This window comes from Halopseudomonas sp. (assembly GCF_047631575.1).
GTDB lineage: Bacteria > Pseudomonadota > Gammaproteobacteria > Pseudomonadales > Pseudomonadaceae > Halopseudomonas.
Genome location: NZ_JBLIAB010000004.1, coordinates 230,899 through 256,902, shown reverse-complemented (window position 1 = coordinate 256,902; position 26,004 = coordinate 230,899). Strand labels below are relative to the sequence as shown.

The window sequence follows — 26,004 nt, the reverse complement described above, 5'->3', positions numbered from 1 at the left end:
AGTGAAGGCTTAGCCTATATGGGCCGGCTACCGTACTTGCCTTGGGGCTTTTTCGGCGGATCGGCAACCACATTGGCACCCACTTCCTGAACCTTGCCACCGCGAGCCATGAACTCTTCCATTTGCAGCGCCAGCATCTCACGCTCGCGCTCCTTGGCTTCGACCGACAGCCCCTCGAGCGGATCGGCTTTTGGCGCCGCCTTTTTACGCGACTTGACTACTGGCGTGTCGCTGTCGTCGTCACCATCGCCGTCATCATCATGGTTATGGTCAGAGTTAGGAAGATCGTCGGCTTCATCCGAGTCGTCCACGTCACTGTCTTCATCGCGTTCCAGATCGTCGTTCTCTAAATCGTCGTCACTCATCCCAGCCACTCCACCGTAAAAAACACGCTATTTATAGCCTAACGGCAGGATTTGGCTAGGGGTAATTCGATGTTTTTTGTTTTATTACCCATATTCAATCAGCCCTACAAGGCCTGCGCTCCCCGAGTCAGTCGCTGCAACTGCTCAAGATCGGTCTGTACACCGGAGGTCTCACGAATGCGGCCAAGAATTTCGCGCTTGAGCTGAATAAACTCGGGCTCGAGTTTCATATCCTGATGGCGCTCGGTGGGCAGGGGCACCTCGTAGATGCTGTCGATGCGTCCCGGCCGCGGAGCCATCAGTACAATTTTGCTACCCAGATAGATTGCTTCTTCCACATCATGAGTGACAAACAGAATCGTACTCTTTTCCAGTCGATGTACATGGCGAATGAGATCATGCATGACCTCGCGGGTCTGTGCGTCCAGCGCGCCAAAAGGCTCATCCATCAACATGATGTCGGGCCGGGGCATCAGCGCCCTGGCTATGGCCACGCGCTGCTGCATGCCACCTGATAACTGGCTGGGGTAAGCATCAGCAAAGGGTCGCAGGCCCATCAAGCTGAGCAACGCATCGGCCCGTCCGCTTGCCGTTTCCACATCCGACTGGCTATAGACAGTATCGGATATCACTTTGAGCTGGCGACAAAAGCGAATGTTCTGCATTACTGTCAGCCATGGGTACAAACTGTAATGCTGAAAGACCATTGCACGATCCACTCCGGGACCATCAATGGGCTGATCATGCAACAGGATCTCGCCGCTGCTATGGGTCTCAAGTCCAGCGAGAATACGCAACAGCGTGGACTTGCCACAGCCCGAGGCACCTACAAAAGTAATAAATTCGTTGGGGTACACTTCCAGATTAACGTCCGTCAGCGCCTGAATCTGCTGTTCCCGTGTCTGAAATATCTTGCCTACGTCACGAATACGAATGCATGGCTCGTCCATGGGTACTACCTCTTCTGCCAATGGAATGCGCGGCGGCCGATCCAGCGGAATGCCTGGTCGGTGAGCAAGCCGATCAAGCCGATCAGCAGGATGCCAGCGAAAATCTTATCAGTGTGCATATAGCGCTGGGCGCGCAATATCGCGTAACCCAGCCCGGAGTTGGAGGCCACCAATTCTGCAACCACCAGATAGGTCCAGGCCCAGCCACAGGTTATACGCAGCGTATCGAGCAATGCCGGACGGGCTGAGGGAAGTACTACCAGCCGAATAATCTCGCTGCGGCTGGCGCCCATTGTTTGCGCGGCCTCGATCTGCGCCATAGGTACCCGACGCACGTCCTCGGCGGCCATGAGTGCCATTTGAAAAAATGTACCAATGAAAATGATCAGAATCTTCGAGCTCTCACCGATACCCACCCAAAGCATGACCAGCGGAATGAAGGCAACGGCCGGCATGTAACGGATAAAGTCGATCAAGGGCTCTAATGTCGCCTGCACCGGGCGATAGGTGCCTAGATACAGGCCCAGAGGTAAAGCGATCAATGCCGAGATCAAAAATCCAACCATCACCCGATACACGCTAATCGCGGTATCGTTGAGCAGGCCCTCGTCGGTCCACCAATGCACAAATCGCTCGGCTACTGCTCCGGGCCCTGGCATAAATAGCGGATCAGCAAAACCCAATAGCGTGTACACCCACCAAGCCAAAAAGGGGGCAATCAAGCCCACAGCCGCCAACACGGCGGAAGTCCGTCCACTCATCTCGCCACGGATAACCCACCAGCGCGGTCGGCTGACGCGGGCAGCGATCAGCCCTTTTTTTTCCGGAATCGGAGCTTGTGCAGTCATAGCGCGACCTCCTGTGCAGGTAGACTCAATAATGGGAACGGCGCACGCTGCCAGCCATTCAAGGGGGGATAACCACCCAGTGTCGCCAGACTCTTGATAGGCCAGTTCTTTATCTCAGCTTCCGGCGACTCCAGCAGCAGGCAGCGTCTGGCTCGCCCCGGCAGGGTTGAGAGTGTGATCTCCCATGGCAAGCCTCCTCCTGCGATTCGGCCGAACGAAAACTCACTGCCCAGCATGATCTCGGCCCGATCGGCGTCCAGCCCAGCTACTTGCGCTCTAAGCGGTATGCCTTTTTGTGTGGCCACAGGCCGATCGGCGACGAACATGAAAAAATCCCCCGCCAGCAACAGGCAAGCCTGACGCTGCGCATCGTCCGTCGCCGCCAACCAGACAGCCTGAGTAGCGCCAACTGACTCCGGCAGGCGCCGCCAGATTTCCAGATAGCTGCCATCCGGCGCTGCTTCATGGACTTCATCGGGACCGACGAACTCCATAATGCCGACGTCAGTACCACTATCAGGATGGAAATCCAATAGTCGGTGCCACTGGCAGCGACTGCCCTGGACTTCGGTCAGACCGGCAAAGCCCCCTTGGCTGATCCGCTGATCAATCGTCTTCGGCGTCGGATCAGGCATGCGCATGTCGGCATGCAGCAATGTCGTCTGCAGCCAGAAAACACGGGTTGCGCAATCTTCCTGGCCATCAGCCGTGCGCAGCAGCGTGCGCTGCCAGACACCGAGGTAGGCGTCAGGTACGTTATTCATGAATGGTACTCCGGAAATCGTTTGAGGCCTCGCCAGAAGGCCATATCGTGATTGGGCCAAAGCTGCGCACCGGTCTCGGCAGCCAGCGCCTTGAGCTTGCGGATGCTGTCACAAGCCATATCCTCACGATCCCGCCAGCAGAGGCCAGGAGCGATTTCATCATCGATGTTTTCCTGCAGGTCAGCCGCATCACCTGCCAGAATAACCGGCGCGCCCTGTGGCAGCTGGATCATCAGTGACATGTGCCCTGCGGTGTGACCGGGCGTATTCAGCGCTCGCAAGCCAGGCAGCAGATCATATTCGTCCTGTTGCAAACGCCAGCGCACATTACCGGCGAAGTCGTCAGCAAAGTACGCGTCATCTGCCGGCTCGCGCGCTGCCTGTAATTCGTCTTCATGCACATGCACCTCGGCCCCGCAGACATCACAGAGTCCGCCGGCATGATCGAAGTGAAGGTGACTGAGAAAGACCAAGTCGATGTCCTGGGTTTGCAGCCCCATCCGCGCCAGATGTGCTCCCAAACGCTGTTCTTCATCCATCTGCGGCGCGCCCATCGGAAAGTCCTGCGGGTTGTACCATTGCTGGCGTGCCTGCGCGTCTTTGAGCTTGTGGTAATCACAGCCCACGTCAAACAGTACGCGGCCCTGCCGGGTTTCGATCAGGTAGGCGAGAATCGGTGCTTCGATCGAGGTGCCCATACCGCGGCCGCGTGTCGAATAGGATTTGTCGTAACGATGTGTCGCCGTGAGCAGGGGCCAAAGCTTCAGTACATCAGTCATGGGACATCTCCAACCGTTTGATCAGTTCAGCGCTGCTGCATAACTCACCAAAAATGCCACCCTCGACGCTAATCATTTGCAGCGCAGCATCGTGCAATGGGGAATGAGGTGAACCGCAGGCATCACGGACAGTGAGGCAGCTGAAGCCAAGATCGATAGCTGCGCGCAGTGTTGAGCTGACGCAAACCTCGGTAGTCACCCCGGTAATCAACAGACATTTGATACCCCGATTGCGCAGGAGCAATTCGAGGTCAGTATGTGCAAAGGCGCTGTACCCTGGCTTATCGATGACAGGTTCATTACTCATTGGCTGTAGCTCATCGATCAGACCGTGACCGTGCTCGCCGCGGATCAACAGTCTCCCCATCGGGCCTGCTTGGCCGATCGGTGCTCCACTGCGCTCGGCCCGCTCGCGTTTCCATTCAGGCAGATCAGTCAAATCCGCACGGTGGCCCTCGCGAGTGTGAACCACCAACAATCCGGCTCGGCGTGACGCCGACAACAGCGCCTGTTGTGCCGGGATAGGAGCGCGCAGACGCTGAATATCAAGTCCAGCGCGGTCGGCATAACCACCGGGTGCACAAAAGTCACGCTGCATATCGATCAACAACAGCGCGCAGTGGGCAGGCTGCAATCCGCCGAGCAGACTCACAACGCCAACGCGAATTCGTGGCGCACTGCGGCGGTGATGCCATCCACAATGTCGCCGGCCATGCGCGCGCCCTTTGCCGCCGTTGACCCTTTGGCCGATGACAGCACCCCTGAAGGCGGCACCCACTCGGTGCGAGTCGGGTACATGTCGTAAGGCGGAAAATCCGCCGGCAGATCATCCGGGATGCTATCCAGCGCCACCAGCTGCGGGTGATAATGCAGCATCAGCGAAGTTTCGATAACGGCAGCGTGCTCCAGGGCAAAACCCGGGAAACCGTCCGGGAAGATATCGGCCAGAGTCTGTTCGCGGCAGAAGTCCCAATGCTCCAGGCGCATCACTTCCATGTCACAGTCGCGACCCAGTTCTCGCAGGGCCAGCTGGATACCTTCTGCAACGAACCACTGATTCTCGTAGTGTCCGAGTACCAATACCAGGCGCTTGACCCCATGGCGGGCAAATTCGCGCACAGCATCCTGCACCAGCGCGGTCAGAGTGGCACCGTCGAGGCTAGTGGTGCCACAGAAGTGCTGACCACCTCCGCACTTGGGTTGAGATTTGTAGCCATAGGCAAGCGCTGGCGCCACGATGCCATCGACGCGAGCGGCCACATCAGCACTGAGCGCAGTAGACAGAAGTGCATCGGTGCCAAGCGGCAGGTGTGGGCCATGCTGCTCAGTCGCTCCACAGGGTAGAAATATCACAGCACCGGCCTCGACGCGCCGCTGGTATTCCACCCAACTGATCTGATCCATATACAACGTGTTCATCAGGGCATACTCCTTGTCAATGTGGGTTGGGGACTATCCAGCCAGGCAGCCATTGCCTGCGCGGGGAGAACACCAATGGCAATGCCACGACCGCAATCAGGCAATAGCTTGCGAGCACCATCGGCATACCGCTCAGGCCCAGATCCGCGAAGGCGTGCAGGGGCACCCAGCTGGTTCCCCACATGACTGTAGCCATAATTAAAATCAATTCAGGGCGCAACATCAGCCACCCATCCAGGAGCCACCATTGGGACCCAGTATCTGTCCGGTAAAGAAACTGGCCGAAGACGACAACAGAAAGCCCACCGCGGCCGCTACCTCTTCGGGCTTGCCGAAGCGCTCTGCCGGGATTGCCAGCTCCTTGGCCAGCCACTCCTCGCTCATGTTATCCGCTGATAGCATCGACGTTTCAATCGGCCCGGGCGCTACGCCGTTAACCCGAATATGCGGCGCGAACTCCCGTGCTAGCGCGCGGGTCAAACCGATGACCCCTGCCTTGGCTGTGCAATAGGCAACGTATTGCTCACGACCGAGAAAGCCCAGATCGGAACTGATATTGACGATGCTGCCGCTACCGGCCGACGTCATGCCTTCCAGAGCATGCCGGCAACAGCGATACACTCCATCTAGATCAACCGCCATGATGCGCTGCCAGTCCTGCTCATCTGTCTGCAGAAAAGGCTTTTCCAGAATGATGCCAGCGTTATTTACAAGACCCTGTAACGGACCCTCTGCGCAGACCCGTGTGAACATCGCGGCGACCGCATCAGGATTGGTTACGTCAGCTTCGACCGGCCATGCCTGACCACCTTCAGCTCGGATACCATCGGCCAGCTCAGCGGCCTGCTCGGCTTGTCCGTGATGGTTGATCCATACCTGCGCGCCTTGTTTTGCGAGCAGCAGCGCACAGGCACGGCCGATGCCTGTGGTAGCGCCGGTGATCAAAATGCGCTGAGCATTAAGTTCATAGTTCGCCATCAGTGCATTACCTCCCCATGACTGACCACCAATGCTTGTCCGGTGATCGCTTGCGACAGAGGGCTGCCGAGAAACAGGAAGGTTCCAGCCAGTTGCGCCGGTGTCAGCAGTTCAGGAATCACCTGCCCCGCGAGGATCTGTGCCAGCTCCTGCTTCTCGCTGCGACCGCTAGCCTGAGCCATTGCTTGCAGAGAGGCCATTGCTGCGTCCGTTCCTACCCAGCCTGGACACACCGCATTAACGCGGATGCGTCGACTGCCCAGCTCCCAGGCCAGGGAGCGCGTCAAACCGATGACCGCGTGCTTGCTCGCGCAGTAGGCAGAAAAGCCCGCTACGGCACTCAGCCCCCAGATGGATGATTGGTTGATGATGCTGCCACCGTCACGCAACAACGGCAGCAGTGCACGGGTGAGCCGGACCATGCTAACAACGTTATTGTCGAGCTGAGTCTGCCAGCGTTGGTTGGCCGTAGGATCGTCATCCATCAGCGGCGTGGGTAACTCCATGCCTGCGTTATTGATCAGTACGTCGATCGACAGGTCTTCTGCGCGCATCCACTGGGAACAACTCAGGACCTCCGCATCATCTGCAAGATCCACGCACAAGGACCTGACACGGTTGTTTGCTGCGCCGCTGTGCGCGACAAGCTGCCGGACGGTCTCTTCCAACACGACGGCGTTACGATCAAGCAGCACCAGTTGCGCCCCCTGGTTGGCAAAGGCCAGTGCCAAGCCCTTACCGATACCGCTGGCTGCGCCACTGATCACCACGCACTGGCTGTTGTAGTCAAGATTGTGCATGGATCAGACCGCTGTCAGGAAGGATACGCCCACGGCGCCATAAAACCCCTCGGCCCGCTTCGGACCTTCCCCGAAGTGACCATAGTCGTCATCGGTGACTCGGCGCAGCCGGTGACGGTGGAAGCCACTGATCAGTTCTTTCATCGGCACAATCTGCCGGTAACCGTCGGTATACAGCTGCGCGTGCAGCGCAGGAAGGCGGTACCAGGGCGCAACGGGTTTCTCGTGATGCGCGTTGTGATAACTGAAGTTGAGCACCAGCAAATTCAACACAGGCCAGCGTAGTGAGACCAGGTTGCTGAAGGTGTTTTGCTGTTCGTAGGCCCGGTCACGCAACTTGTCAGCGGGGATGTCACCCTCCTCAAGTACCGCGAAGGCGTCATAGGTGTGCTGATAGGCATCGGTAAAACGCAGTACGGTGATCATCATCAACCAGGCTACCGTGTAGAGCACCAGTGCGGCCGGAGAGAGCCAGCCAAGCAGCGCAAAAGCCGCCACGCGAACCGCCAGCGTCACTGCTACCGCAGGACGGCGCGCACGCTGTTTATCGCTGCTTTCGAGAAAGGGCAACAGAATCACATAGGTGTGCAGCAGCAGTTCAACAGCCGGAATGTAGGCCCACTCCAACACCAGAATGATCTTGCGGACCCAGACCGGCAGTCCATTGATAAACTGCTTGCTGTCAAAGGTAAGCACGTCGGCACGGTCCACGTGATGGCGCATGTGCTTGCGCCGCAGATCCTGAAACTCGGCATAACAGCCGCCCGTCATCCAGCTGAACACCATGCCTGCGCGGGCGTTGTGTACCGGCTTGCTGAAAATGGTGCCGTGGGCAAACTCGTGCATCAGATAAGCACCGATGATCATCGCATGGGCAACGAGCAGCGTGCCGCCGGCTTTGAGCAACCAGGAATCAGCAAGCAGCAAGCCGATACCCAGACCGTAACCCACCAGACTGTAAGTCATGGCCAGCGCGTTGGGCACGGGGCCGTCGGTATAACGAAAAAGAGGCTTGGGATTGGACATGGGTTCTCCGATTGACCAGATCATCTTAGATGCTGCCGAGGCTCGGCAGCATCTGCTGTACTCAGGTCAGAGTTATTCGTTCAGGGCGTCAACAAAGCTGGCGTCAAAGGTGTCACCAAAGTCGGGCGCTGCAGGGATTTGTTGATTCTTGACCAAGATATCGGCGATCACCGCGCCACTGCCGTAGAACGACATGGTGGAGTCAGAAGGCTCGAATATCTGCGCCATCTCATCCAAAGGGATGTTGTACACGCCATCCATCTGCTCGGTTGCCTCGGGGCCACTCACACCCAGCACTTTGCCGATAATGATGGCGGACTCCTCAGGATTGGCTTCCATGTAGTCCAGACCGGCCTGATAGCCTTTGATCATGGCGGTGATGGCTTTCTCTCGATCAGCAATCACTTTCTCATCAAACGCCAGCACATCAGTGATCAGACCGGGTGCTTCCTTGGAGGAATACACCACGTGGAAGCGCTCGCCGTCACCCATGCCGACTATCTGTGATACGTTGGGCTCGTAGGTTACGCCTATCGGCAGATTGCCCGATGCCATGGCGCTGGGAATAGCCTCGGGGGTCATGTTGACGGGACGAATATCCTTCTCACTCATGCCGTTGACCTGCAGCGCGTAAGCGAGGAGGAAATCCGAGGGCGAAAGCGGGTTATAGCCCACCTGCTTACCCTTGAAGTCGGCAACTGAAGTGATCGATTTGTCTGCGACTATCGCATCGCCGCCATCGGAGAAGTCGATCGGCATAACAACTTTGTGGTTCAACCCCTTGGCTACGGAACCCACGACTTGATCATAGGTAAGCATGCCACCGTCCACGGCGCGACTGGCCATGGCGGACGGGATCAGCGCCGGATCATTGAAGAACTGCAGCTCGACATCGAGACCGAACTGCTCATACAGATCAAGCTCATCTGCCACGTAGAACGGCCCATAGCCGGCCCAGACCACAGTACCTATAGTCAGCGTGTCATCTGCTTGAGCAGCAAAGGGAGCAATCAGAGCAGCGGCGGCCAGACTGGCACCAGCCACGGACTTGCGGATAGAACGGATCAAAGGGGTGGTCATGGTCAGACTCCTGCACGGTTGGAAAAAGTTCGGGGCGCGTCGGTATGACGATCTCCCGGGCTTTTATCCCGCCGTGTAGCTCTCGTCCTGAGAGCCGGAAAACTCTCGGACCAGACATCTGTAAACAGACCGGAACCCTAGTTCGCCTTGGTGCTACTCCTGTGTGTGACGCGCCATGAGTACTCAGACTCATCCCGATTCATTACTAACCAATGCATGCTTAGTGCCAGTCTGCTAAAAATACGGTAAATATGTTTTTAATTCAGTAGCTTACTGCTTTCTGAGAAATACAGACCGGGAATGTCACATAATCCCAGAGATCGAAAATGCCCAGTCTGGGTGCAATTATGCTCAACGTGAAACGGGACGCTCCTAAAGCGAGCGTCCGTTATTGACCTGATCGGCCAGACGGAGGGTTTCGTGCTTTTGCATGTCATAGAGTTCCCGCATTACCTCGCCGGCTTCGGGGATAGGCGCGCGTTCGAGCAAGGAACGGTAGAGATCAATAATCTGATTATGAATATCGAATACTGTTTTGCTGATGCGTTCATAGTCCCAGTTGTTGAAATCTACTTTGAGATCATGCTTGGGCAACAACTCTTCACTCAAGTGCTCGTAAAGCCAAGTGTTCAAGGCTTTGTCATCTGCGTGACCACCGACCTTGCGTACAATATTAGCAAGTGTCTGCTCGTGCCCAGCCAGGTAGATCAACAGCCCTTTGGCTCGCTCGTCGCCGTTGACCTCGGCACCTTTGTGCATGCGATCAGCCAGCATGTCATGTACGCCCGCATTCCATTTAATCAGATCTTCAAAGGTCTCTGCCTTCATGTAGTGTTCCCTTCAAGTTAAGGATCCCAAGTAGGCATGTGACTGCGTCCAGAGCAGTTAGTTTAGCCACCAGCGTAGACAACAGCCGCTCTTCACGCTTATGTGTAAACGAAACAGGGCGCCCGAGGGCGCCCTGTTAATTACCGCTATTACGTTACACCAGTTTCAATTCTTGCTGCTGGTGAACTCAGGGTACGCTTCCATCCCGCACTCTGACAGATCAACCCCACCGTACTCTTCCTCTTCGGTGACACGGATACCCATGACCGCCTTGAGGATAGCCCAGAGAATCAGGCTGGTGACGAAGACCCATAGGAAGATGGTGACGATACCCAGTAACTGGCCACCGATCGTTGCATCTGCGTTGGTCAGAAGAACCGCCAGCACACCCCAGATACCCACAACACCATGGACCGAAATTGCGCCGACCGGATCGTCAATCTTGATCTTGTCCAGTGCGAGAATCGAGAACACAACCAGAACACCACCAACTGCACCAATCAAAGTAGCCTGAAAACCGCCGGGCGACAGTGGGTCAGCCGTGATTGCAACCAGACCAGCCAGCGCACCGTTAAGCGCCATGGTGAGGTCGGCTTTGCCGAACAGGATACGGGCAACAATCAGAGCTGCGATCAGACCACCGGCAGCGGATGCGTTGGTGTTAACAAACACCTGAGCAACCGCGTTGGCATCTTCAATGTTGGATACGATCAACTGCGAACCGCCGTTGAAACCGAACCAGCCCAACCAAAGGATGAAGGTACCCAGGGTAGCCAGAGGCAGATTGGCACCGGGGATCGCATTGATCTGTCCGGCAGAGCCATACTTGCCCTTACGGGGACCCAGAACCAGTACGCCAGCCAGCGCTGCAGAGGCGCCTGCAAGGTGAACAATGCCCGAGCCGGCAAAATCGCTGAAGCCTGCTTCGGAGAGGAAACCACCACCCCAGCTCCAGTAGCCCTGGATTGGATAGATAAAGCCGGTCATGACCACCGCGAAGGTAAGAAATGCGAACAGCTTCATACGCTCGGCAACAGCACCCGATACGATGGACATCGCGGTAGCGACGAACACGACCTGGAAGAAGAAGTCAGCACGTGAGGAGTAGTAGGGCGCGTCATCACCGCCAGCCAATACATCGGCAGGGGTGTTTTCGGCACCAATCAGCACGCCCAGGTTAGGCATGATGCCGCCCTCGTCGCCTGAATACATAATGTAATAGCCCACCACCAGATACATGACGCTGGCAATCGCATACAGCGTGATGTTCTTGGTAAGAATCTCGGTGGTGTTCTTTGCACGTACCAGACCAGCCTCGAGCATGGCGAAACCAGCCGCCATCCACATAACCAGTGCGCCGCAGATCAAAAAATAAAACGTATCAAGTGCATACTTGATTTGTACGATGTCTTCCATAATAAGCCCCCCAAATAGGCTTGGTTACTGCATTCAGTGGACGAACGGAGCCGTCAGACTGCGTCTGTGCCTGTCTCTCCGGTACGGATACGGACAGCCTGTTCCAGATTGACTACGAAAATCTTGCCGTCGCCGATCTTGCCGGTGTTAGCCGCCTTGGTAATGGCTTCAATGACGCGGTCGAGCATATCGTCACCAATGGCCACATCGATTTTCACCTTGGGCAAAAAATCGACTACGTATTCAGCGCCGCGATACAGCTCGGTATGACCTTTCTGCCGGCCAAAACCCTTGACCTCAGTTACTGTGATGCCCTGTACGCCGATCTCCGATAGCGCTTCGCGCACATCGTCCAGCTTGAAAGGCTTGATAACAGCCGTTACTAATTTCATTGTAATTCTCCCGATTGATGGACTGCCCTGGGGGACAGGACCAGTCTATGCCGAGTTAGAGGCTTTTAGAAACGGACAATGCACAGATCCAATGCAGCAACCCGACATGCCGGCAATAACGTGCTGGACAACAGCCACTTTAGCCACAGTCAAATGCTCCATGTTTCAGTGCTCCCTTTACCGCTTTTAACAGAGTCACGCTGGCTTGAGGTGTGATGCCCAGTTAAGGTTATCTCGCCTGTTTCACCTGTATGGTGCGTTGCAGATATCCTGCCAGTTTTATTTTTTTTATTAAAATCATTATCTTAGCTATTTTTTACAGTGCCGAGGCAATTGGCCAGCCCCCGCATGCGCACCATATCGGTGCACATGCTATTAAGGGTGTACCTATATCGCGCATGAATTGATCACAACCGCCGCAGGACGAAAGTCGGTCTGGATGATAAGCTGAGTACTTTGTCGCCAGCCGGGCGTAGTAGGCCAACTCCACCGATACAGGGCAGGATTGAAACCATGTTGCACAAAGTCTTGATCGATGCCGTCAGCAGCCAGGCAACCCGCCTGCTGATGAGCGAAAAAAGCTTGCCTGCTCCGGACGTCGAGAAACACCTCAAGTCGCTTTTACAAAGCGCGTTGGCAAAACTGGACGTAGTCAGCCGGGATGAATTTGAAACCCAGCAAGTCGTATTACAACGCACCCGTGAGCGTCTGGAGGCCCTGGAACGGCGTGTTACCGAAATGGAGCAGCGCCCGCAACCACCGTCTGCCTGATCGTCGAAAGACATGATTACGCCTGTGCCAATCGCAGGCTAATCAACAGTGCGGACCGATCAAGGAGTGATCATGTCCCTAGCTATCGTCCACAGCCGTGCAAAGTTGGGTATCTCGGCGCCACCAGTCACGGTTGAAGTGCACCTGGCCAACGGCATGCCCAGTCTGACCCTGGTCGGCTTGCCTGAAACAGCGGTACGCGAAAGCAAGGACCGGGTACGCAGCGCTCTGCAGAACGCCCGTCTGGACTTTCCGAGCCTGAAACGCATCACCATCAATCTCGCCCCTGCCGATCTGCCCAAGGAAGGCGGACGTTTCGATCTGGCGATCGCGCTGGGCATGCTGGCTGCGAGTGGGCAGATACCCGCCGATTGCCTGGCACATTGCGAATGTCTGGGTGAGCTGGCGCTGTCAGGAGACTTGCGGCCAGTTCAGGGTGTGCTCCCCGCAGCCTTGGCGTGCCGAGACGCCGGACGCACTCTTGTGCTGCCTCGCGCCAACGCCGCAGAAGCAGCCCTGGTCAGGGGTGTCAATATCATCGCTGCTGATCATCTGCTTGAGCTCTGCGAGCATCTGCGCGGTGAAAGGGAAATTGTCCCGATACCGTCCGGCAGCATCCCCGAAGCCGAACAAGGCCTGGCTGACCTGGCTGAAGTGCAAGGCCAGGCTCAAGCCAAGCGGGCGCTGATTGTTGCCGCTAGTGGTGGCCACAACCTTCTGCTCTTTGGCCCACCCGGGACCGGCAAAACGCTCCTCGCCAGCCGTCTGCCAGGGATTCTCCCGCCTCTCAGCGAAGACGAAGCGCTGGAAGTAGCTGCGGTACAATCGGTATGTAATCAGGGTCCGCTGCAGCGATGGCCGCTGCGCCCCTTTCGAGCGCCCCATCATAGTGCATCAGCCGCAGCGCTGGTCGGCGGCGGTAGCCAGCCGCGTCCGGGTGAAATCAGCCGGGCGCATAACGGGGTGCTATTTCTGGATGAATTCCCCGAGTTTGATCGCAAGGTGCTGGAGATGTTGCGCGAACCAATGGAGTCTGGTGTTATCCACATTGCCCGGGCAAGGGAGACGCTCAGCTTTCCTGCACGCTTTCAGCTCATCGCCGCAATGAATCCGTGCCCATGCGGTTACCAGGGCGATCCGTCCGGACGCTGCCGTTGCACACCGGAGCAGATACAACGCTACCGCAGTAAACTGTCAGGCCCCCTGCTTGATCGCATCGACCTGCATCTGGCCATGCATAACGAGCCTTTCAGTATGGCCGGCAAACATCGAGGTGTTCCTGACAGTCAGACCGTGAGAATTCAGGTGCAAAAGGCCCGAGCCCTTCAGCAAGATCGGCAAGGATGTCTCAATGCCCATATCGATCTGGCCGGCCTGCGCGACCACTGCGCGCTCGAAGAAGAGGATGCCCAATGGCTGGAAAAAGCGATCGACCGACTGGGTCTGTCTCACCGCGCCAGCCACAGAGCCTTAAAGGTAGCCCGAACGCTGGCTGATCTTGAGCCTTCTGTTACGCTTGCGCGGCGACACCTGGCCGAAGCTTTACAATACCGCCAGCTGGATCGACGTGCCGACGTTTAGGAGGCGCCGAACTTTGTTTCTTCACGGCCCATATTATAAGCATCCATGAAATAGCAGAGCTCGTCGAACGGCAAAGCCGGACTGATAAAGAAACCCTGAACCTGGTCACAGCCCAGCGCTCGCAACTGAGCCAACTGTTGCCGGTGCTCAACGCCTTCGGCGACCACTTCCAGATCCAGACTGTGACCCAACTCGATCATCGCACCAACCAGTTGCTTATCCGAAGGGGTATCGGTAATCCCCTTGACGAAACTGCGATCGATCTTGAGCAAATCGATCGGCAGTCGCTGCAGATGCATAAAAGATGAAAAGCCAGTACCAAAGTCGTCCAGTGAGAAACGCACACCCAGACCGGTCATGCCCTTCATGGTCGCCAGCACCTGATCGGGGTTCTGCATCACCGCAGTTTCGGTCAGCTCGAACTCCAACCAACGTGGGTCGATACTGGTCTTCTCCAGCAGCCGCTTTACGGTTGGCAGTAGCTGGCTGTCCTGGAACTGGCGAAAGGACACATTGACTGCCACATGAATCGGCGGCTGGCGACGGCTGTGCAACCTGGCTAAATCGTGACAGGCCCTGGCTATAACCCAATAACCCATAGGCACAATAAGACCGGTTTCCTCCGCCAGCGGGATGAATTCATTTGGCCCAAGCAGACCCCGCTCCGGGTGGCGCCAGCGTATCAGTCCCTCCAGGCCCACAATCCTGCCAGAAGCCAGGTTCACTCGTGGCTGGTAATGAAGCTCCATCTGGTTGCGACGCAACGCCTGACGCAAGGAAGTTTCGAATTCGATCAGGCTGTTAGCCTGCAAATTGATTCGGTCATCATAAAAGTGGTAATTGCAGCCGCGCTGCCTTTTGGCCTGCAGCATTGCCATATTGGCATGCAACGTCAGAGTATCGACCGTCTGCCCGCCTTCAGGGTAAGTCGCAATACCGACACTGCAGCCAAGCAAAAGACTCTCTTGCTCGACCAAAAAAGGCTCAGCTAGCTCGCTGACCAACTTCTGGGCAATTTGCAGCAAGTTGCTTGCGCGGGAATAATCTTCAATGATAATGGCAAATTCGTCACTGCCCATGCGGCCTACGGTATCTGTATTGCGCAGGATACCTCGCAGACGCGCCACTACTTCTTTAATGATGCTGTCACCCGCGCCGTGGCCCAGCGTCTCGTTGACATGGCGAAAATTATCCAGATCGACAAACATCAACGCCAAAGGTTGATTGGTCCGCAGCGCCCGTCGCATACCTTGCTTCAGTCGATCCTGCACCATAAAACGATTGCATACACCGGTTAGGGGGTCGTAACTGGAGGCCCGATCGAGAGCGGTTTTAAGCGCCTGGCGCTCGATGGCGTATTGGAAGCAGCGGATAAACTCGCTCGCACTGGACTGATCCCACAAGCTATCGCAGAGGGCTTCAGGGGATCGATCAAACTCAGGCTCTACGGACAGATGAATAACCGGAAGTCCGAATTTACGGGCGTCACCCAGGAAGTCGGTTCGAGTCAGAATAGCTTCGATATCGCCACAGTCTACCAACGCTTGCGCAGCAGCCCAGCTCTCGACAGGCACGAGATCGAAAGGGCAGTTTTTCACGGATAACAGTCGACGACAAAGCTGCATCGAGGCACCCCCATCACTGTCGAGCAGAATCACCCGCTGCCTTTGGCGCTCGGCAATCACTTTCTCTCCCTAAAGTGTTCATATAAATTAAGCATATAGAGCATTACACTTAAAGTAAGTTATACCTAAAGTAAGTTATACCTAAAGAATGATCAACTACCAAAGCTAAATTTTCGCGTTACTCTGCTATGTGGCGTATTTCGCGTACTATTCACGCCCCTTGATACAGGAGATCATCGCTGGTGGCCAAGCTCAACCCCCGTCAACTGGAAGCCGTTAACTATATTAGCGGTCCTCTGTTGGTCCTGGCTGGCGCTGGAAGCGGCAAGACCAGTGTGATCACGCGCAAGATCGCCTATCTGGTGCGCGACTGCGGGATCAAGGCTCAGAACATCGTTGCCCTGACTTTTACCAACAAGGCGGCACGGGAGATGAAGGAGCGCGTCAGCCTGCTTATAAAGGGTAACGAAGCGCGAGGGCTGACTGTTTCCACCTTTCATAACCTCGGCCTGAACATTATCCGCAAGGAGCACAAGCGCCTCGGTTACAAGCCCGGCTTCTCGATCTTTGATCAACAGGATGCCCAGGCACTCATTACTGACCTGATGCACCGCGATTATGGCGCAGATGAAGGTACCGAAGGCATTCAGGCACAGATCTCCAACTGGAAAAACGACCTGATCAGCCCCGATCAAGCGCTGGCGCAGGCCAAGACGCCACAGGAGCAGACAGCAGCCAGCGTCTACATGCATTACAACCGCACCTTGAAAGCGTATAACGCAGTCGACTTCGACGACTTGATTCTGGTCCCGGTGGCGCTCTTTCAAGAACACCCCGATGTTCTTGAAAAATGGCAGTTTCGCATTCGCTATATGCTCGTCGATGAATATCAGGACACCAACGCCAGCCAATATCTGCTGGTCAAAATGCTGGTCGGCCAACAGGCGCGCTTTACCGTGGTTGGCGACGATGATCAGTCTATCTATGCCTGGCGCGGCGCTCGGCCGGAAAATCTGGCGCAGCTCAAGGATGACTTCCCCGCACTCAAAGTGGTCATGCTCGAGCAAAACTACCGATCGACCAGCCGCATCCTCAAAGCCGCTAACACCCTGATTGCGAACAATCCGCATGTGTTTGAAAAGAAGCTCTGGAGCGAACTGGGCTTTGGCGATCCAATCCGTGTGATTCGCTGTCGCAATGAGGAAATGGAATGCGAGCGTGTCGCTACCGACATCCAGACCCAGCACCTCAAACACAAACGCGCCTGGAAGGATTTCGCTATTCTTTATCGTGGTAACTATCAGTCGCGCCTACTTGAGCTCAAGCTGCAACACCACCAGATCCCCTATCACCTCTCCGGCGGCACCAGCTTTTTCAGTCGTCAGGAAGTGAAGGATCTGATGGCCTATTTTCGTCTACTGGTGAACCCCGATGACGATAACGCACTGCTGCGGGTAATCAACGTACCGCGCCGTGAGATCGGCCCCGCCACACTGGAGAAACTCGGCACCTATGCAACGCAGCGAAACGTAAGTCTGTTTAGTGCCTGTAGCGAAATGGGCCTGGCCGAACACCTGGAGCCCCGCTATTGCGAGCGGTTACAGCGTTTCGGCAAATGGCTCGACGGGGTACGCACAAAATGCAGCGAAGGGGATCCAATCGACGCTCTGCGTGCCATGGTGAATGATCTCGATTATGAGAACTGGCTACGCCAGAACTGCTCCAGCGACGATGTTGCAGCCAAACGCATGGGTAACGTCTGGTTTCTCGTCGAGGCACTGAAAAACACCATTGAGCGCGATGAAACCGGTAAGACCGATATAGAAGATGCCATCGCCAAACTGGTGCTGCGCGATATGCTCGAGCGCCACGAGGAAGAGGAAGATACCGACCGCGTGCAACTGATGACCTTGCATGCTTCCAAAGGTTTGGAGTATCCGTACGTATTCATTATCGGTATGGAAGAAGAAATTCTTCCCCACCGTTCCAGCATTGAAGCAGACAATGTCGAAGAAGAGCGTCGCCTGGCTTACGTAGGGATCACCCGCGCGCAACGTACATTGTCCTTCACCTATGCGGCGAAACGCCGGCAATTTGGAGAGATCATCGATTGTCTTCCCAGCCGCTTTCTCGACGAGCTACCTTCCGAAGATCTGGAATGGGAAGGTACCAACGACGCCCCGCCCGAACAGAAACAGGCCAGGGGCAACTCAGCCTTGTCAGACATCCGCAGCATGCTTGGACCGAAACCCTGAGCAGCCTGTTACGCTCACAAAAAAGCCACCCGTAGGTAGCTTTTTTGTACCGTCAGTTGCCTTCTAGAGGCCTGACATATGCTGCACAGCAGCCTGAATCTCTTCACGCGAGCAGTCCGCACAAGTGCCATTAGCTGGCATAGCACCCACACCTTTAATCGCAGATGTCACCAGATCGTCAAGGCTGCCAGCGGCGGCCAGACGCGCTTCCCAGGCAGCGGTATCACCGGTCTTGGGCGAACCCAGGATGCCTATGCTGTGGCAAGCCGTGCAAAACTGACCATAGACTGCATCGCCGGTACGCATCCCGCCACCCGCAGCAGCAGAAGCCACAGCAGTCGGCATAGTACCCACATCAGCACACGGGTCCCCGGCAACACACACCTGACCAAAGGGTTTGATGCGCTCAGCGATGCTGTCATTGATTGAAACGGCAAAAGCCCCACCCGCGACCAGAACCAGCAGAGCCGCCGAGGCGGCCAGAAGTTTTTTCAAAGTCATCACCTAACATCCTCATCATGGCGTGTTATTTCGAGCCCGGGTGCAATGCCCGAACAATGAAACGAGTATACCGGCAAACCTCCAGCCAACAAAATAGCAACTGTAACCCGCGACAACGGGTCACGGGACAGCGAAAACAGGGTGAAAGCCGCAGGCATGGACGCCGACCCAATCAATGGGTATCATTGCGCCCCTCAAATGCACCCGTAGCTCAGCTGGATAGAGTACCGCCCTCCGAAGGCGATGGTCACTGGTTCGAATCCAGTCGGGTGCACCAACTTATTTAAAATCAACAGCTTGCACGACCGCGGAATCGACAAGGCCAAGCGCTGATTCCTGCCACACTCAGCCAAGACTCAATTACATACCGCGCGAATACAGAAATGCATGACATCCAGCTCAAATCACGAGCAAACCCTTCAAATCTTCTGTGCCCAAATAGCGCCCGACTGGTTTGAGTGATGAGTGAGTACGCAGCTTACTTGAGTACTGCCTCAGACCGCACACAAAGGCATCTTGCACGCAATAATTCATGTGACTGACTCCACTTTTGATACAGGTAATCAAGAAACTGCTTTTGGCCGCTTTCTGCCGGTTACCAGCGGCAGCAAAGGGTCGGTCAGTTCCAGCCGTTCGCGACGAAAAGCTAACCCCCCGCTTGATCACCTGAGAGGTGGCCAAGGGCTGATTACAGACTTATTGAAAACAGAGTTTAAGATGAAAAAGGACGTCAATGTGAGCGCCAGCCCCTCCAAGAAGAGCACCCTCAAGCCCCACCCAACGAAAGATGAGATCTTACTGCTACCTGCTTTTGAAGGTCTGCAACTTGGGCAGATCGTCATCCTTGAATCACTTGATCAGTTTAAAGATGCCCTGGCATTGATTCAGGCCGCTGGCGTAGTTGGCTTCGATACCGAGTCGAAACCGGTATTCACCAAGGAAGAGAAGAGCGACGGGCCACACGTTGTGCAGATCGCCCTGAATGACCGGGCTTATATCGTCCCTATCGGCACCAATCCACCCATTGAATTTCTGACAGCGGTTCTTGGCTCAAAGGATATTATCAAGGTCGGATTTGGCTTGAAGTCGGATCGCGCTCACCTGAGGCGGAAGTTCGGGGTTTTGCTCCAAGGTGACGTAGAACTGACTCAACCACTGCGCGCACTCGGGTATCGACAACGTCTAGGCGCCAAAGCCGCTGTTGCCGTGGTGCTGGGTCAGAACCTGAACAAATCTAAATCGGTGACTACTTCGAACTGGGCAATGCGTCCACTGCAGAAATCTCAGTTGCTGTATGCGGCCAATGATGCCTTCTCAGCGCTGAAGATATTCCGGGCACTTGGCTCACCACTTCAACTGACTCACACCAAAACCAAGGTTATTCAAGACCCCTGTGCGCAGTGATAAGCCCATAGGCCGCTTCACGCCAAAAGCGGACGCTCAAAAGTGTCTTGAAAACTCGGGGCGATTCAAGACTCTCGGAAATCATAGTAAGGGTTTACCGAGGCGTTTTTCACACTCTGGGCAGGAGCAGACGTTTAGAACCGGGGGGAAGATATGCCTGAGCGCACCAATTTGGCCGTCGAGGCTCGACAGGTTCGCTAATGTCTCCAACAAAAACGGCTCAATGGACCGTTTTTGTTGGACGATATGGGTCGTGTCTACCTGTAAGTAAACGCCAACCCACACGATTACGCGTTCACGCCGAAAGGTAGTCGTCTACAGACTTAACCGTCGCGTAGCCAAATTCAAAAGAAGCCATCGCCGCCGCATGTGCGTGAGCGGCAGGCGCTGTAACGTCTCCAAACGTAATATCCATGGTGGCGCAGGCGTCGTGCAGCACAGTCACCGGGTAGCCCATGTCCACCGCTGCACGTACTACCGCGTCGATGCACATGTGGCTCATGGCACCAACAACAACAATGTCTTCAATGCCGACAGCATCCAACTGCGCCTTGAGGTCAGTTTCGCGAAAGGCGTTGATGTGCTTTTTAACGATGACCGGTTCCTGGCCCTCTGGGGCTACGTCCGGCTGGATTTGCGCGCCGGTGGAGCCCTTAACAAATATCGGGGCGCCCTCGGTGTCGGCTTCATGGCGGATGTGAAAAACAGGTATGCCAGTATTTCGCGCATGGCCAATTACCCGGCTAGCTTTCGCCACGGCCGCTTCAATGCCGGTCAAAGGCAACTTGCCCGTAGGCAGGTATTCGTTCTGCAGATCAACGACTACAAGACCTTGTTTCATGAATGCTCTCCATTCAACTTATCAAAATGATGTGTGAAGGCTGGGATGCTCGCACCTTCACGCAGCGTGTAATTTAAATCGGAACGCCGACCAGCTTCTGCAAACGGACTCCGAGGTGCAGCTCACTGCGGCGGCTGGATTGGTGGATCGCCCGGGCAATTAGCTCCTTGCCGGTACCCGATTCACCGTGCAGCGGGTCAAGCCCCGCGCCCAGGGGTGGCTATCTTGTGCATACCAGTGGCGGCGAGTTCACGGCCGATCAGGTGATTGTTGCTTCCGGCGGCTATCAGGTACCGATCATTCCGCGCTTGGCCGAGCGCGTCCCAGCCGAAATTGAGCAGATCCATTGCGAACAGTACCGCAACGCGGATCTGCTGCCCGCCGGCAATGTCCTGGTGGTGGGCTCGGGGCAGTCGGGCGCACAGCTTGCCGAAGATCTGCACCTGGCCGGCCGCAAGGTGTTCCTGGCAGCAGGCGATGCGCCGCGCTGCACCCGTTTCTACCAGGGCAGGGATGTGGTCGATTGGCTACAAGACATGAAATACTAAGATATCAGCCTAGACAAACACCCGCTGCGCGAGGGCGTACGTGACAACACCAATCATTACCTGACTGGTCGAGACGGCGGGCGAGACATTGACCTGCGCCGTTTCGCTACCGAGGGCATGGAACTGTTTGGTCTGCTCACTGAGCTGAAGGGTAGCACCCTGCAGTTCGCGGCCGACGCGGTGTACGAACGGATCAATTGCAGCATTGACAAGCATATTAAGGAGCATGGCATTGATGCACCCATCGGCACGCCCTATCAGCCTGTATGGCAGCCAGAGGCCGAGCGCGAACAGCTGGACCTGAGGGCCACTGGTATAACCAGTATCGTCTGGTGCATCGGCTTCTCGCCTGATTTTCGTTATGTAGAGGCCAGCGTATTCGACGGCCACGGCCAACCTGTGCACCAACGTGGCGTCTCTGCCCAGTGCGGTCTGTACTTTCTTGGCCTGCCCTGGTTGCACACCTGGGGGTCCGGACGGTTCAGCGGCATGGCCAAGATGCCGAATACTTGGCAGAGCAGATAGTCAGAACAGCCCATCTTGAGCGCACCAGTTGAGTACGGGGGCGCTCTCGGTTGTCAAGTCAGCCGGGCTGACGCGGAAATACGCGCCGCTCAGTCTCCCTGATGGGCGAATCATTGATGCTGGCCTCCCGGCGCTGCATCAGACCGTTGTCGGCGAACTCCCATTGTTCGTTGCCGTGCGAGCGAAACCACTGACCCTCGGCATCATGCCACTCGTATTCGAAGCGTACGGAGATCCGGTTGACCGTAAAGGCCCACAGCTCCTTGTGAAGGCAGTAATCTAGCTCTTTCTGCCACTTGCGTGTCAAAAACGCTTCGATTTCGGCGCGGCCGTTGAGAAAATCGGCTCGATTACGCCATGCCGAATCCGGTGTGTAGGCCAGTGCCACCCGTACCGGATCACGGCTGTTCCAGGCATCCTCAGCCATTTTCACCTTGATTCGTGCAGTAACCTCGTCGAAGGGCGGCAGCGGTGGTTTACTTTCCATGCATGGTTTCTCTTGCAAGGTGATTGAGCCGGGACCGCAGCCCCGGCGCTGGCTACCAGGTACGATAAGGGAGGAACTTGCCGTTCAAGGTGATCACCACGCGATCGCCCTTGGGGTCTTCTTTCTTGTCGATATCCATCGAAAAGTCGATGGCGCTCATGATGCCATCGCCGAACTTCTCGTGGATCAGGCTCTTGATCGTTTCGCCATAAACGCCAATCATTTCGTAGAAACGATAGATCAGAGGGTCGGTGGGTACCGCTTTGTCCCAGGTTTTCATCGGGCATTTTTGCAGCGCGATCACTACCTCGTTATCGAGCTTGAGTAGTTCGCACAGACGCTGGGCCTTTTCGGCCGGCATACTGTTCATGCCCAGACAGGCAGAGGTGGTCCACACTGGAGACATCTCCAGCGCAGCGCCAATGTCTTCCCAGGACAGCCCCAGGTTTTCTTTGGCAGTAATGATGGTAGCGGTAGTCGGATTCATGGTCGTGCTCCTTCAGGCGTGTTCGGGGTTTGTGGTTGGGGTACGGGTGTCGCGTATACGGGTGGGGACGTTGTCGTCGGCACTCGCGTGCTCGCCACCGGATCGGTTGATCAGAAAGTCCACCAGGTAATTACGGGTCTGATAGTACTTCTCGTCCTGAAAAATGGTCGTGCGCAGGCGCGGTCTGGGAATGTCCACCTGAACCATCTCAGCGATGCGCGCATTGGGGCCATTGCTCATGAGAAAAATGCGATCGGCAAGCAGAATGGCTTCATCCACGTCGTGGGTGATCATGAATACGGTTTGCCGGGTTTCGCTCCAGACCTTGACCAGTTCATCCTGAATCACGCCTCGGGTCAACGCGTCCAGTGCGCCAAAGGGCTCGTCCAGTAGCAAGAGTGACGGCTGGGTGGCAAAGGCGCGGGCGATGCTGACGCGCTGGCGCATGCCACCGGATAGCTGCGCCGGCTTGCGGTGCAGGGCCTCATCCAGGCCGACCAGGGACAGGTAACTGCGACTGTGCTTCTCGACCTGCGCCTTGCTCCACTGTGGCCAGCGCGCGCGAACGCCAAAAATCACGTTCTTCAGCGCCGATAGCCAGGGCATCAAGCTGTAGTTCTGGAAAACCACACCTCTCTCCAGGCTCGGGCCGGTGACTTCCTTGCCGTTGAGGATGATAGTGCCACCGGAGGGTGTATCCAGTCCGGCCAGTGCATTGAGGATGGTCGATTTGCCGCAGCCGGAGTGGCCGATGATGCAGACAAATTCGCCCTTGGCGAGGCTGAAGTTGACCTCTTCAAAAACGTCAACATCGCCGCCTCCCGGTGTGGGGTAGGTCTTCTTCAGACCATCGACCTGAAGAAATTTGCGGTTGGGTGTGGTGATGGTCATGTCAGTCATGGGCATTCCTATTCCTGCCAGGCGACAAGGCGCGCGGCGAGTGAGAGCACGGCGTCGAGCAGCATACCGATCAGGCCGATCATCAGAATGGAAAACACCACGCTGGTCAGATCCAGGTTATTCCATTCATTCCAGATGTAATAACCAATGCCAGTCCCACCGACGAGCATTTCGGCGGCGACGATGACAAGCCAGGCAATGCCGATGGAAATGCGCATGCCGGTCAGGATGGTCGGCGCGGCAGCGGGAAGGATTACCTGGAAAGCCGTGCGCAATTGACCAAGCTCATGGGTGCGGGCCACGTTGATCCAGTCGCGGCGCACATTCATCACACCAAACGCGGTGTTGAGCAGCATCGGCCAGATCGAGCAAATGAAGATCACAAAGATCGCCGAGGCTTCCGAGTCCTTGATGATAAACAACGCCAATGGCATCCAAGCCAGGGGCGAAACGGGCCGCAATACCTGGATAAACGGATTCAACGCCTTGTACATCAGCGGCGACATACCGATCACAAATCCCAGCGGGATGGCTATGGCGGCAGCCAAGGAGAAGCCCAGTAATACTCGGCCGATTGAGTAACCCAGCTGAATACCAATGCCCTTGTCATTGGGTCCGTTGTCATAGAAGGGGTTGCTCAGCTCAGTCCAGGCATGCACCAGCACCTCGGATGGTGCAGGTACGCCAGCATTGGGTTGACCCCCGCCCATCATGATTTCGTACTCGGTCAGCTTACCGGTACTCTGGGTGGTATTGATCGCGGCCTCCCAGATACCGCCAAGCACCAACAGGATGATAATGGTTAGCAATGCCGGTCGCAGATGAGTCATATAACCGTTCATGAACGTTTCCTGATCGCAAAGCTGTCCACGTACTCTTCAGGTTTGTTGTAGTCGAACTCCTTACCCATGATGGTGTAATTCTTGTAGGTGATATCCGGCGCGGCGTAGCCTAGTTCCTTCATCACATTACCCGCATCAGTGGCCAGATAGACCTGTTCGGCTATCTGCTTGTAGTTCACGCTACCCTCGATATAACCCCAGCGTTTGAGTTGAGTAAGAATCCATACAGCCATCGAATGCCAAGGGAAGGGGTCGAAATCGATACGGCTGGGTTCATCTATGATGTTGCCCAAGCCGTCGGCAAAACGACCGGTCAACACCTGTTCGATGACTTCAACGGGTTGATTCAGATAGTTGCGAGGGGCAATGGCGGCAGCAATTTCCTTGCGATTTTCAGCTAGGTGAGAGTATTGAGTGGCGTCAACAATGGCGCGGAACAGGGCGCCGTAGGTATTTGGGTTTTCGGTGGCAAAGCGCTGACTGCACGCAAATGCGCAGCAAGGATGACCTTCCCAGATATCTTTGGTTAGCAGGTGGATAAAGCCGACCTTTTCCCATACTGCGCGCTGGTTAAACGGGTCAGGTGAGAGGTAACCGTCCAGGTTTCCGGCGCTGAGGTTGGCGACCATCTCCGGTGGTGGAACGACGCGAATCTGAATATCCTTATCCGGATCCAGCCCATGCTCGGCCACGTAGTAGCGCAACAGCAAATTGTGCATGGAGTATTCAAAGGGCACGCCGAAGCGGAAACCTTTCCATTGTTTAGGGTCGCGCTTGTCCTTGTGTTTGACGTGCAGCACGATGGCTTGGCCATTGATGTTTTCCACTGCGGGCATGATGTATGGTTCAGCAATCGAGCCCGCGCCCATGGACATCGCCAGCGGCATTGGCGTAAGCATGTGTGCAGCGTCATACTCGCCGGCCAGCGACTTGTCGCGAGCCACGGCCCAGCCAGCAGTCTTGATCACATCGACGTTCAGCCCGTATTTGGAATAGAAACCTAGCGGGTGGGCCATGATGATTGGCGTGGCACAGGTGATCGGCACGAAGCCGACGCTGAGTTTGGTTTTTTCCAGCGGCCCGAGGCTGCCCATAAGCGCTGCTTTGGCCTCGGCCATGGGAAAGACTGTAGCCAATGCGGCCGCAACCGTGCCGCCACCCAGTAACTGCATGAAGCGGCGTCGGCTCATGTCGCTCTGATTAAACATCGCGCGCACCACTGCGTTTTCGATCGCGCGCTCCATCATCTGCTCTGAGGTTTGCGGGCTGATCATGGCGGGTGCAGCAGTATCCAGAATTATCCGTTGAGCACTCAGGCCAGCGGGTATTTTGACCTGTTTGCAGCGCTCACATTCACATTGCGCTTCGTGATTGAGGCCTGTCGCGCTGTCGTATGGGTTGCCGAGACTCTTAAGTGTCATCGCTAGCTCCTGATGTGAGGAACGGTGCACTGGATTTTGCCATTGCGCCGATCTGGTGCCTTGCAGTCGTTTTCCCGCAGGCACGCTGTAGCGATGCAGTGAGGGGTAATAACCCCTTATCAAGCTCCGTGCCAAACTAACAAATAATAATTACATCAACTAAAACAGTTG

The 26,004-nt window shown here is 55.9% G+C and carries 30 protein-coding genes, 1 tRNA gene and 1 riboswitch; of the genes, 7 read left to right on the top strand and 24 right to left on the bottom strand.

Annotated features, from left to right (window positions below; translation table 11 throughout):
• Nucleotides 1–14: 14 nt before the first annotated feature.
• The 15 genes from ACJAXR_RS10030 to glnK form a co-directional block, all read right to left on the bottom strand.
• The gene (locus ACJAXR_RS10030) at nucleotides 15–365 is read right to left on the bottom strand and encodes a hypothetical protein (RefSeq protein WP_415058118.1); all 351 of its coding nucleotides are present in this window, start codon (nucleotides 363–365) and stop codon (nucleotides 15–17) included.
• Nucleotides 366–469: 104 nt separating this feature from the next.
• On the bottom strand, nucleotides 470–1,315 hold the full coding sequence (locus ACJAXR_RS10025; protein WP_415058117.1) for an ABC transporter ATP-binding protein: 846 nt from the start codon (nucleotides 1,313–1,315) through the stop codon (nucleotides 470–472).
• A 5-nt stretch (nucleotides 1,316–1,320) separates the two neighbouring features.
• Complete coding sequence (locus ACJAXR_RS10020) at nucleotides 1,321–2,163, bottom strand: ABC transporter permease (protein WP_415058116.1); 843 nt, start codon at nucleotides 2,161–2,163, stop codon at nucleotides 1,321–1,323.
• The gene (locus ACJAXR_RS10015) at nucleotides 2,160–2,927 is read right to left on the bottom strand and encodes a hypothetical protein (RefSeq protein WP_415058115.1); all 768 of its coding nucleotides are present in this window, start codon (nucleotides 2,925–2,927) and stop codon (nucleotides 2,160–2,162) included. The genes ACJAXR_RS10020 and ACJAXR_RS10015 overlap by 4 nt, the downstream gene beginning before the upstream one ends.
• Nucleotides 2,924–3,706: an N-acyl homoserine lactonase family protein gene (locus ACJAXR_RS10010; RefSeq protein WP_415058114.1), complete on the bottom strand. Its 783-nt coding sequence runs from the start codon at nucleotides 3,704–3,706 to the stop codon at nucleotides 2,924–2,926. Before ACJAXR_RS10010 ends, ACJAXR_RS10015 begins: the two co-directional genes overlap by 4 nt.
• Nucleotides 3,699–4,358: a cysteine hydrolase family protein gene (locus ACJAXR_RS10005; protein WP_415058113.1), complete on the bottom strand. Its 660-nt coding sequence runs from the start codon at nucleotides 4,356–4,358 to the stop codon at nucleotides 3,699–3,701. The genes ACJAXR_RS10010 and ACJAXR_RS10005 overlap by 8 nt, the downstream gene beginning before the upstream one ends.
• Nucleotides 4,355–5,125 carry a creatininase gene (locus tag ACJAXR_RS10000; protein ID WP_415058112.1) on the bottom strand — a complete coding sequence of 257 codons (771 nt, stop codon included), beginning with the start codon at nucleotides 5,123–5,125 and terminating at the stop codon, nucleotides 4,355–4,357. Before ACJAXR_RS10000 ends, ACJAXR_RS10005 begins: the two co-directional genes overlap by 4 nt.
• A 16-nt stretch (nucleotides 5,126–5,141) precedes the next feature.
• Entirely contained in the window at nucleotides 5,142–5,348 is a 207-nt protein-coding gene (locus tag ACJAXR_RS09995) for a hypothetical protein (protein ID WP_415058111.1), read from the bottom strand.
• The gene (locus ACJAXR_RS09990) at nucleotides 5,348–6,103 is read right to left on the bottom strand and encodes an SDR family NAD(P)-dependent oxidoreductase (protein WP_415058110.1); all 756 of its coding nucleotides are present in this window, start codon (nucleotides 6,101–6,103) and stop codon (nucleotides 5,348–5,350) included. Before ACJAXR_RS09990 ends, ACJAXR_RS09995 begins: the two co-directional genes overlap by 1 nt.
• Nucleotides 6,103–6,903, bottom strand: coding sequence for an SDR family NAD(P)-dependent oxidoreductase (locus tag ACJAXR_RS09985; RefSeq protein ID WP_415058109.1), 801 nt, complete (start codon nucleotides 6,901–6,903; stop codon nucleotides 6,103–6,105). The genes ACJAXR_RS09990 and ACJAXR_RS09985 overlap by 1 nt, the downstream gene beginning before the upstream one ends.
• Nucleotides 6,904–6,906: 3 nt before the next feature.
• On the bottom strand, nucleotides 6,907–7,929 hold the full coding sequence (locus ACJAXR_RS09980) for a fatty acid desaturase (protein ID WP_415058108.1): 1,023 nt from the start codon (nucleotides 7,927–7,929) through the stop codon (nucleotides 6,907–6,909).
• Between the two features lie 72 nt (nucleotides 7,930–8,001).
• On the bottom strand, nucleotides 8,002–9,009 hold the full coding sequence (locus tag ACJAXR_RS09975; protein WP_415058107.1) for an ABC transporter substrate-binding protein: 1,008 nt from the start codon (nucleotides 9,007–9,009) through the stop codon (nucleotides 8,002–8,004).
• A 50-nt stretch (nucleotides 9,010–9,059) separates the two neighbouring features.
• Nucleotides 9,060–9,161: riboswitch (guanidine-I (ykkC/yxkD leader) on the bottom strand.
• 220 nt (nucleotides 9,162–9,381) lie between these two features.
• Nucleotides 9,382–9,837 carry a hypothetical protein gene (locus tag ACJAXR_RS09970; RefSeq protein WP_415058106.1) on the bottom strand — a complete coding sequence of 152 codons (456 nt, stop codon included), beginning with the start codon at nucleotides 9,835–9,837 and terminating at the stop codon, nucleotides 9,382–9,384.
• A 165-nt stretch (nucleotides 9,838–10,002) separates the two neighbouring features.
• Nucleotides 10,003–11,253, bottom strand: a complete 1,251-nt coding sequence (locus ACJAXR_RS09965; protein WP_415058105.1) for an ammonium transporter — start codon at nucleotides 11,251–11,253, stop codon at nucleotides 10,003–10,005.
• Nucleotides 11,254–11,306: 53 nt separating this feature from the next.
• Entirely contained in the window at nucleotides 11,307–11,645 is a 339-nt protein-coding gene (gene glnK / locus ACJAXR_RS09960; protein ID WP_096346362.1) for a P-II family nitrogen regulator, read from the bottom strand.
• A 513-nt stretch (nucleotides 11,646–12,158) separates the two neighbouring features.
• Between glnK and ACJAXR_RS09955 the strand changes: the two genes are divergently transcribed.
• Both ACJAXR_RS09955 and ACJAXR_RS09950 read left to right on the top strand, forming a co-directional pair.
• Nucleotides 12,159–12,416: an accessory factor UbiK family protein gene (locus ACJAXR_RS09955; RefSeq protein WP_415058104.1), complete on the top strand. Its 258-nt coding sequence runs from the start codon at nucleotides 12,159–12,161 to the stop codon at nucleotides 12,414–12,416.
• Nucleotides 12,417–12,488: 72 nt separating this feature from the next.
• Complete coding sequence (locus tag ACJAXR_RS09950) at nucleotides 12,489–13,997, top strand: YifB family Mg chelatase-like AAA ATPase (protein ID WP_415058103.1); 1,509 nt, start codon at nucleotides 12,489–12,491, stop codon at nucleotides 13,995–13,997.
• Here the strand turns inward: ACJAXR_RS09950 and ACJAXR_RS09945 are convergent.
• The gene (locus tag ACJAXR_RS09945) at nucleotides 13,994–15,682 is read right to left on the bottom strand and encodes a putative bifunctional diguanylate cyclase/phosphodiesterase (RefSeq protein ID WP_415058102.1); all 1,689 of its coding nucleotides are present in this window, start codon (nucleotides 15,680–15,682) and stop codon (nucleotides 13,994–13,996) included. The two genes, ACJAXR_RS09950 and ACJAXR_RS09945, sit on opposite strands and share 4 nt — an antisense overlap.
• 182 nt (nucleotides 15,683–15,864) lie before the next feature.
• Here ACJAXR_RS09945 and rep point away from each other — a divergent pair, with 182 nt between their 5' ends.
• Nucleotides 15,865–17,877 (top strand): DNA helicase Rep, encoded by a 2,013-nt coding sequence (gene rep, locus ACJAXR_RS09940; RefSeq protein ID WP_415058101.1) that lies wholly within the window; start codon nucleotides 15,865–15,867, stop codon nucleotides 17,875–17,877.
• 63 nt (nucleotides 17,878–17,940) lie between these two features.
• On the opposite strand, the gene ACJAXR_RS09935 is transcribed toward rep, so the two are convergent.
• Nucleotides 17,941–18,378: a c-type cytochrome gene (locus ACJAXR_RS09935; protein WP_415058100.1), complete on the bottom strand. Its 438-nt coding sequence runs from the start codon at nucleotides 18,376–18,378 to the stop codon at nucleotides 17,941–17,943.
• 200 nt (nucleotides 18,379–18,578) lie between these two features.
• Here ACJAXR_RS09935 and ACJAXR_RS09930 point away from each other — a divergent pair.
• Nucleotides 18,579–18,655, top strand: a tRNA-Arg gene (locus ACJAXR_RS09930).
• A 440-nt stretch (nucleotides 18,656–19,095) separates the two neighbouring features.
• A complete protein-coding gene (locus ACJAXR_RS09925) occupies nucleotides 19,096–19,782 on the top strand; it encodes a 3'-5' exonuclease (protein ID WP_415058099.1) in 687 nt (228 codons plus the stop codon).
• A 295-nt stretch (nucleotides 19,783–20,077) separates the two neighbouring features.
• On the opposite strand, the gene ACJAXR_RS09920 is transcribed toward ACJAXR_RS09925, so the two are convergent.
• Both ACJAXR_RS09920 and ACJAXR_RS09915 read right to left on the bottom strand, forming a co-directional pair.
• A complete protein-coding gene (locus tag ACJAXR_RS09920) occupies nucleotides 20,078–20,623 on the bottom strand; it encodes a cysteine hydrolase family protein (RefSeq protein ID WP_415058098.1) in 546 nt (181 codons plus the stop codon).
• A 73-nt stretch (nucleotides 20,624–20,696) separates the two neighbouring features.
• A complete protein-coding gene (locus tag ACJAXR_RS09915; protein ID WP_415058218.1) occupies nucleotides 20,697–20,783 on the bottom strand; it encodes a hypothetical protein in 87 nt (28 codons plus the stop codon).
• Between the two features lie 67 nt (nucleotides 20,784–20,850).
• On the opposite strand from ACJAXR_RS09915, the gene ACJAXR_RS09910 reads away from it, so the two are divergent.
• Both ACJAXR_RS09910 and ACJAXR_RS09905 read left to right on the top strand, forming a co-directional pair.
• On the top strand, nucleotides 20,851–21,171 hold the full coding sequence (locus ACJAXR_RS09910) for an NAD(P)-binding domain-containing protein (RefSeq protein ID WP_415058097.1): 321 nt from the start codon (nucleotides 20,851–20,853) through the stop codon (nucleotides 21,169–21,171).
• A gap of 117 nt (nucleotides 21,172–21,288) precedes the next feature.
• Nucleotides 21,289–21,696 carry a hypothetical protein gene (locus ACJAXR_RS09905; RefSeq protein ID WP_415058096.1) on the top strand — a complete coding sequence of 136 codons (408 nt, stop codon included), beginning with the start codon at nucleotides 21,289–21,291 and terminating at the stop codon, nucleotides 21,694–21,696.
• A 58-nt stretch (nucleotides 21,697–21,754) separates the two neighbouring features.
• On the opposite strand, the gene ACJAXR_RS09900 is transcribed toward ACJAXR_RS09905, so the two are convergent.
• From ACJAXR_RS09900 to ACJAXR_RS09880, 5 genes are read right to left on the bottom strand one after another with little or no spacing between them, the layout of a single operon-like run.
• A complete protein-coding gene (locus tag ACJAXR_RS09900) occupies nucleotides 21,755–22,183 on the bottom strand; it encodes a DUF1348 family protein (RefSeq protein WP_415058095.1) in 429 nt (142 codons plus the stop codon).
• A 52-nt stretch (nucleotides 22,184–22,235) separates the two neighbouring features.
• Nucleotides 22,236–22,670, bottom strand: a complete 435-nt coding sequence (cynS, locus tag ACJAXR_RS09895; protein ID WP_415058094.1) for a cyanase — start codon at nucleotides 22,668–22,670, stop codon at nucleotides 22,236–22,238.
• Nucleotides 22,671–22,682: 12 nt separating this feature from the next.
• Nucleotides 22,683–23,570 carry an ABC transporter ATP-binding protein gene (locus tag ACJAXR_RS09890; RefSeq protein ID WP_415058093.1) on the bottom strand — a complete coding sequence of 296 codons (888 nt, stop codon included), beginning with the start codon at nucleotides 23,568–23,570 and terminating at the stop codon, nucleotides 22,683–22,685.
• 8 nt (nucleotides 23,571–23,578) lie between these two features.
• Nucleotides 23,579–24,412 (bottom strand): nitrate ABC transporter permease, encoded by an 834-nt coding sequence (ntrB, locus tag ACJAXR_RS09885; protein WP_415058092.1) that lies wholly within the window; start codon nucleotides 24,410–24,412, stop codon nucleotides 23,579–23,581.
• Nucleotides 24,409–25,833 (bottom strand): ABC transporter substrate-binding protein, encoded by a 1,425-nt coding sequence (locus ACJAXR_RS09880; RefSeq protein ID WP_415058091.1) that lies wholly within the window; start codon nucleotides 25,831–25,833, stop codon nucleotides 24,409–24,411. The genes ntrB and ACJAXR_RS09880 overlap by 4 nt, the downstream gene beginning before the upstream one ends.
• Nucleotides 25,834–26,004: the final 171 nt, after the last annotated feature.

What these genes read in the sequence shown, in the direction of transcription:
- ACJAXR_RS10030 (WP_415058118.1), bottom strand. Translation starts at nt 365, where the DNA reads ATGAGTGACGACGATTTAGAGAACGACGATCTGGAACGCGATGAAGAC.
- ACJAXR_RS10025 (WP_415058117.1), bottom strand. Translation starts at nt 1,315, where the DNA reads ATGGACGAGCCATGCATTCGTATTCGTGACGTAGGCAAGATATTTCAG.
- ACJAXR_RS10020 (WP_415058116.1), bottom strand. Translation starts at nt 2,163, where the DNA reads ATGACTGCACAAGCTCCGATTCCGGAAAAAAAAGGGCTGATCGCTGCC.
- ACJAXR_RS10015 (WP_415058115.1), bottom strand. Translation starts at nt 2,927, where the DNA reads ATGAATAACGTACCTGACGCCTACCTCGGTGTCTGGCAGCGCACGCTG.
- ACJAXR_RS10010 (WP_415058114.1), bottom strand. Translation starts at nt 3,706, where the DNA reads ATGACTGATGTACTGAAGCTTTGGCCCCTGCTCACGGCGACACATCGT.
- ACJAXR_RS10000 (WP_415058112.1), bottom strand. Translation starts at nt 5,125, where the DNA reads ATGAACACGTTGTATATGGATCAGATCAGTTGGGTGGAATACCAGCGG.
- ACJAXR_RS09995 (WP_415058111.1), bottom strand. Translation starts at nt 5,348, where the DNA reads ATGTTGCGCCCTGAATTGATTTTAATTATGGCTACAGTCATGTGGGGA.
- ACJAXR_RS09990 (WP_415058110.1), bottom strand. Translation starts at nt 6,103, where the DNA reads ATGGCGAACTATGAACTTAATGCTCAGCGCATTTTGATCACCGGCGCT.
- ACJAXR_RS09985 (WP_415058109.1), bottom strand. Translation starts at nt 6,903, where the DNA reads ATGCACAATCTTGACTACAACAGCCAGTGCGTGGTGATCAGTGGCGCA.
- ACJAXR_RS09980 (WP_415058108.1), bottom strand. Translation starts at nt 7,929, where the DNA reads ATGTCCAATCCCAAGCCTCTTTTTCGTTATACCGACGGCCCCGTGCCC.
- ACJAXR_RS09975 (WP_415058107.1), bottom strand. Translation starts at nt 9,009, where the DNA reads ATGACCACCCCTTTGATCCGTTCTATCCGCAAGTCCGTGGCTGGTGCC.
- ACJAXR_RS09970 (WP_415058106.1), bottom strand. Translation starts at nt 9,837, where the DNA reads ATGAAGGCAGAGACCTTTGAAGATCTGATTAAATGGAATGCGGGCGTA.
- ACJAXR_RS09965 (WP_415058105.1), bottom strand. Translation starts at nt 11,253, where the DNA reads ATGGAAGACATCGTACAAATCAAGTATGCACTTGATACGTTTTATTTT.
- glnK (WP_096346362.1), bottom strand. Translation starts at nt 11,645, where the DNA reads ATGAAATTAGTAACGGCTGTTATCAAGCCTTTCAAGCTGGACGATGTG.
- ACJAXR_RS09955 (WP_415058104.1), top strand. Translation starts at nt 12,159, where the DNA reads ATGTTGCACAAAGTCTTGATCGATGCCGTCAGCAGCCAGGCAACCCGC.
- ACJAXR_RS09950 (WP_415058103.1), top strand. Translation starts at nt 12,489, where the DNA reads ATGTCCCTAGCTATCGTCCACAGCCGTGCAAAGTTGGGTATCTCGGCG.
- ACJAXR_RS09935 (WP_415058100.1), bottom strand. Translation starts at nt 18,378, where the DNA reads ATGACTTTGAAAAAACTTCTGGCCGCCTCGGCGGCTCTGCTGGTTCTG.
- ACJAXR_RS09925 (WP_415058099.1), top strand. Translation starts at nt 19,096, where the DNA reads ATGAAAAAGGACGTCAATGTGAGCGCCAGCCCCTCCAAGAAGAGCACC.
- ACJAXR_RS09920 (WP_415058098.1), bottom strand. Translation starts at nt 20,623, where the DNA reads ATGAAACAAGGTCTTGTAGTCGTTGATCTGCAGAACGAATACCTGCCT.
- ACJAXR_RS09905 (WP_415058096.1), top strand. Translation starts at nt 21,289, where the DNA reads ATGGAACTGTTTGGTCTGCTCACTGAGCTGAAGGGTAGCACCCTGCAG.
- ACJAXR_RS09900 (WP_415058095.1), bottom strand. Translation starts at nt 22,183, where the DNA reads ATGGAAAGTAAACCACCGCTGCCGCCCTTCGACGAGGTTACTGCACGA.
- cynS (WP_415058094.1), bottom strand. Translation starts at nt 22,670, where the DNA reads ATGAATCCGACTACCGCTACCATCATTACTGCCAAAGAAAACCTGGGG.
- ACJAXR_RS09890 (WP_415058093.1), bottom strand. Translation starts at nt 23,570, where the DNA reads ATGACTGACATGACCATCACCACACCCAACCGCAAATTTCTTCAGGTC.
- ntrB (WP_415058092.1), bottom strand. Translation starts at nt 24,412, where the DNA reads ATGAACGGTTATATGACTCATCTGCGACCGGCATTGCTAACCATTATC.
- ACJAXR_RS09880 (WP_415058091.1), bottom strand. Translation starts at nt 25,833, where the DNA reads ATGACACTTAAGAGTCTCGGCAACCCATACGACAGCGCGACAGGCCTC.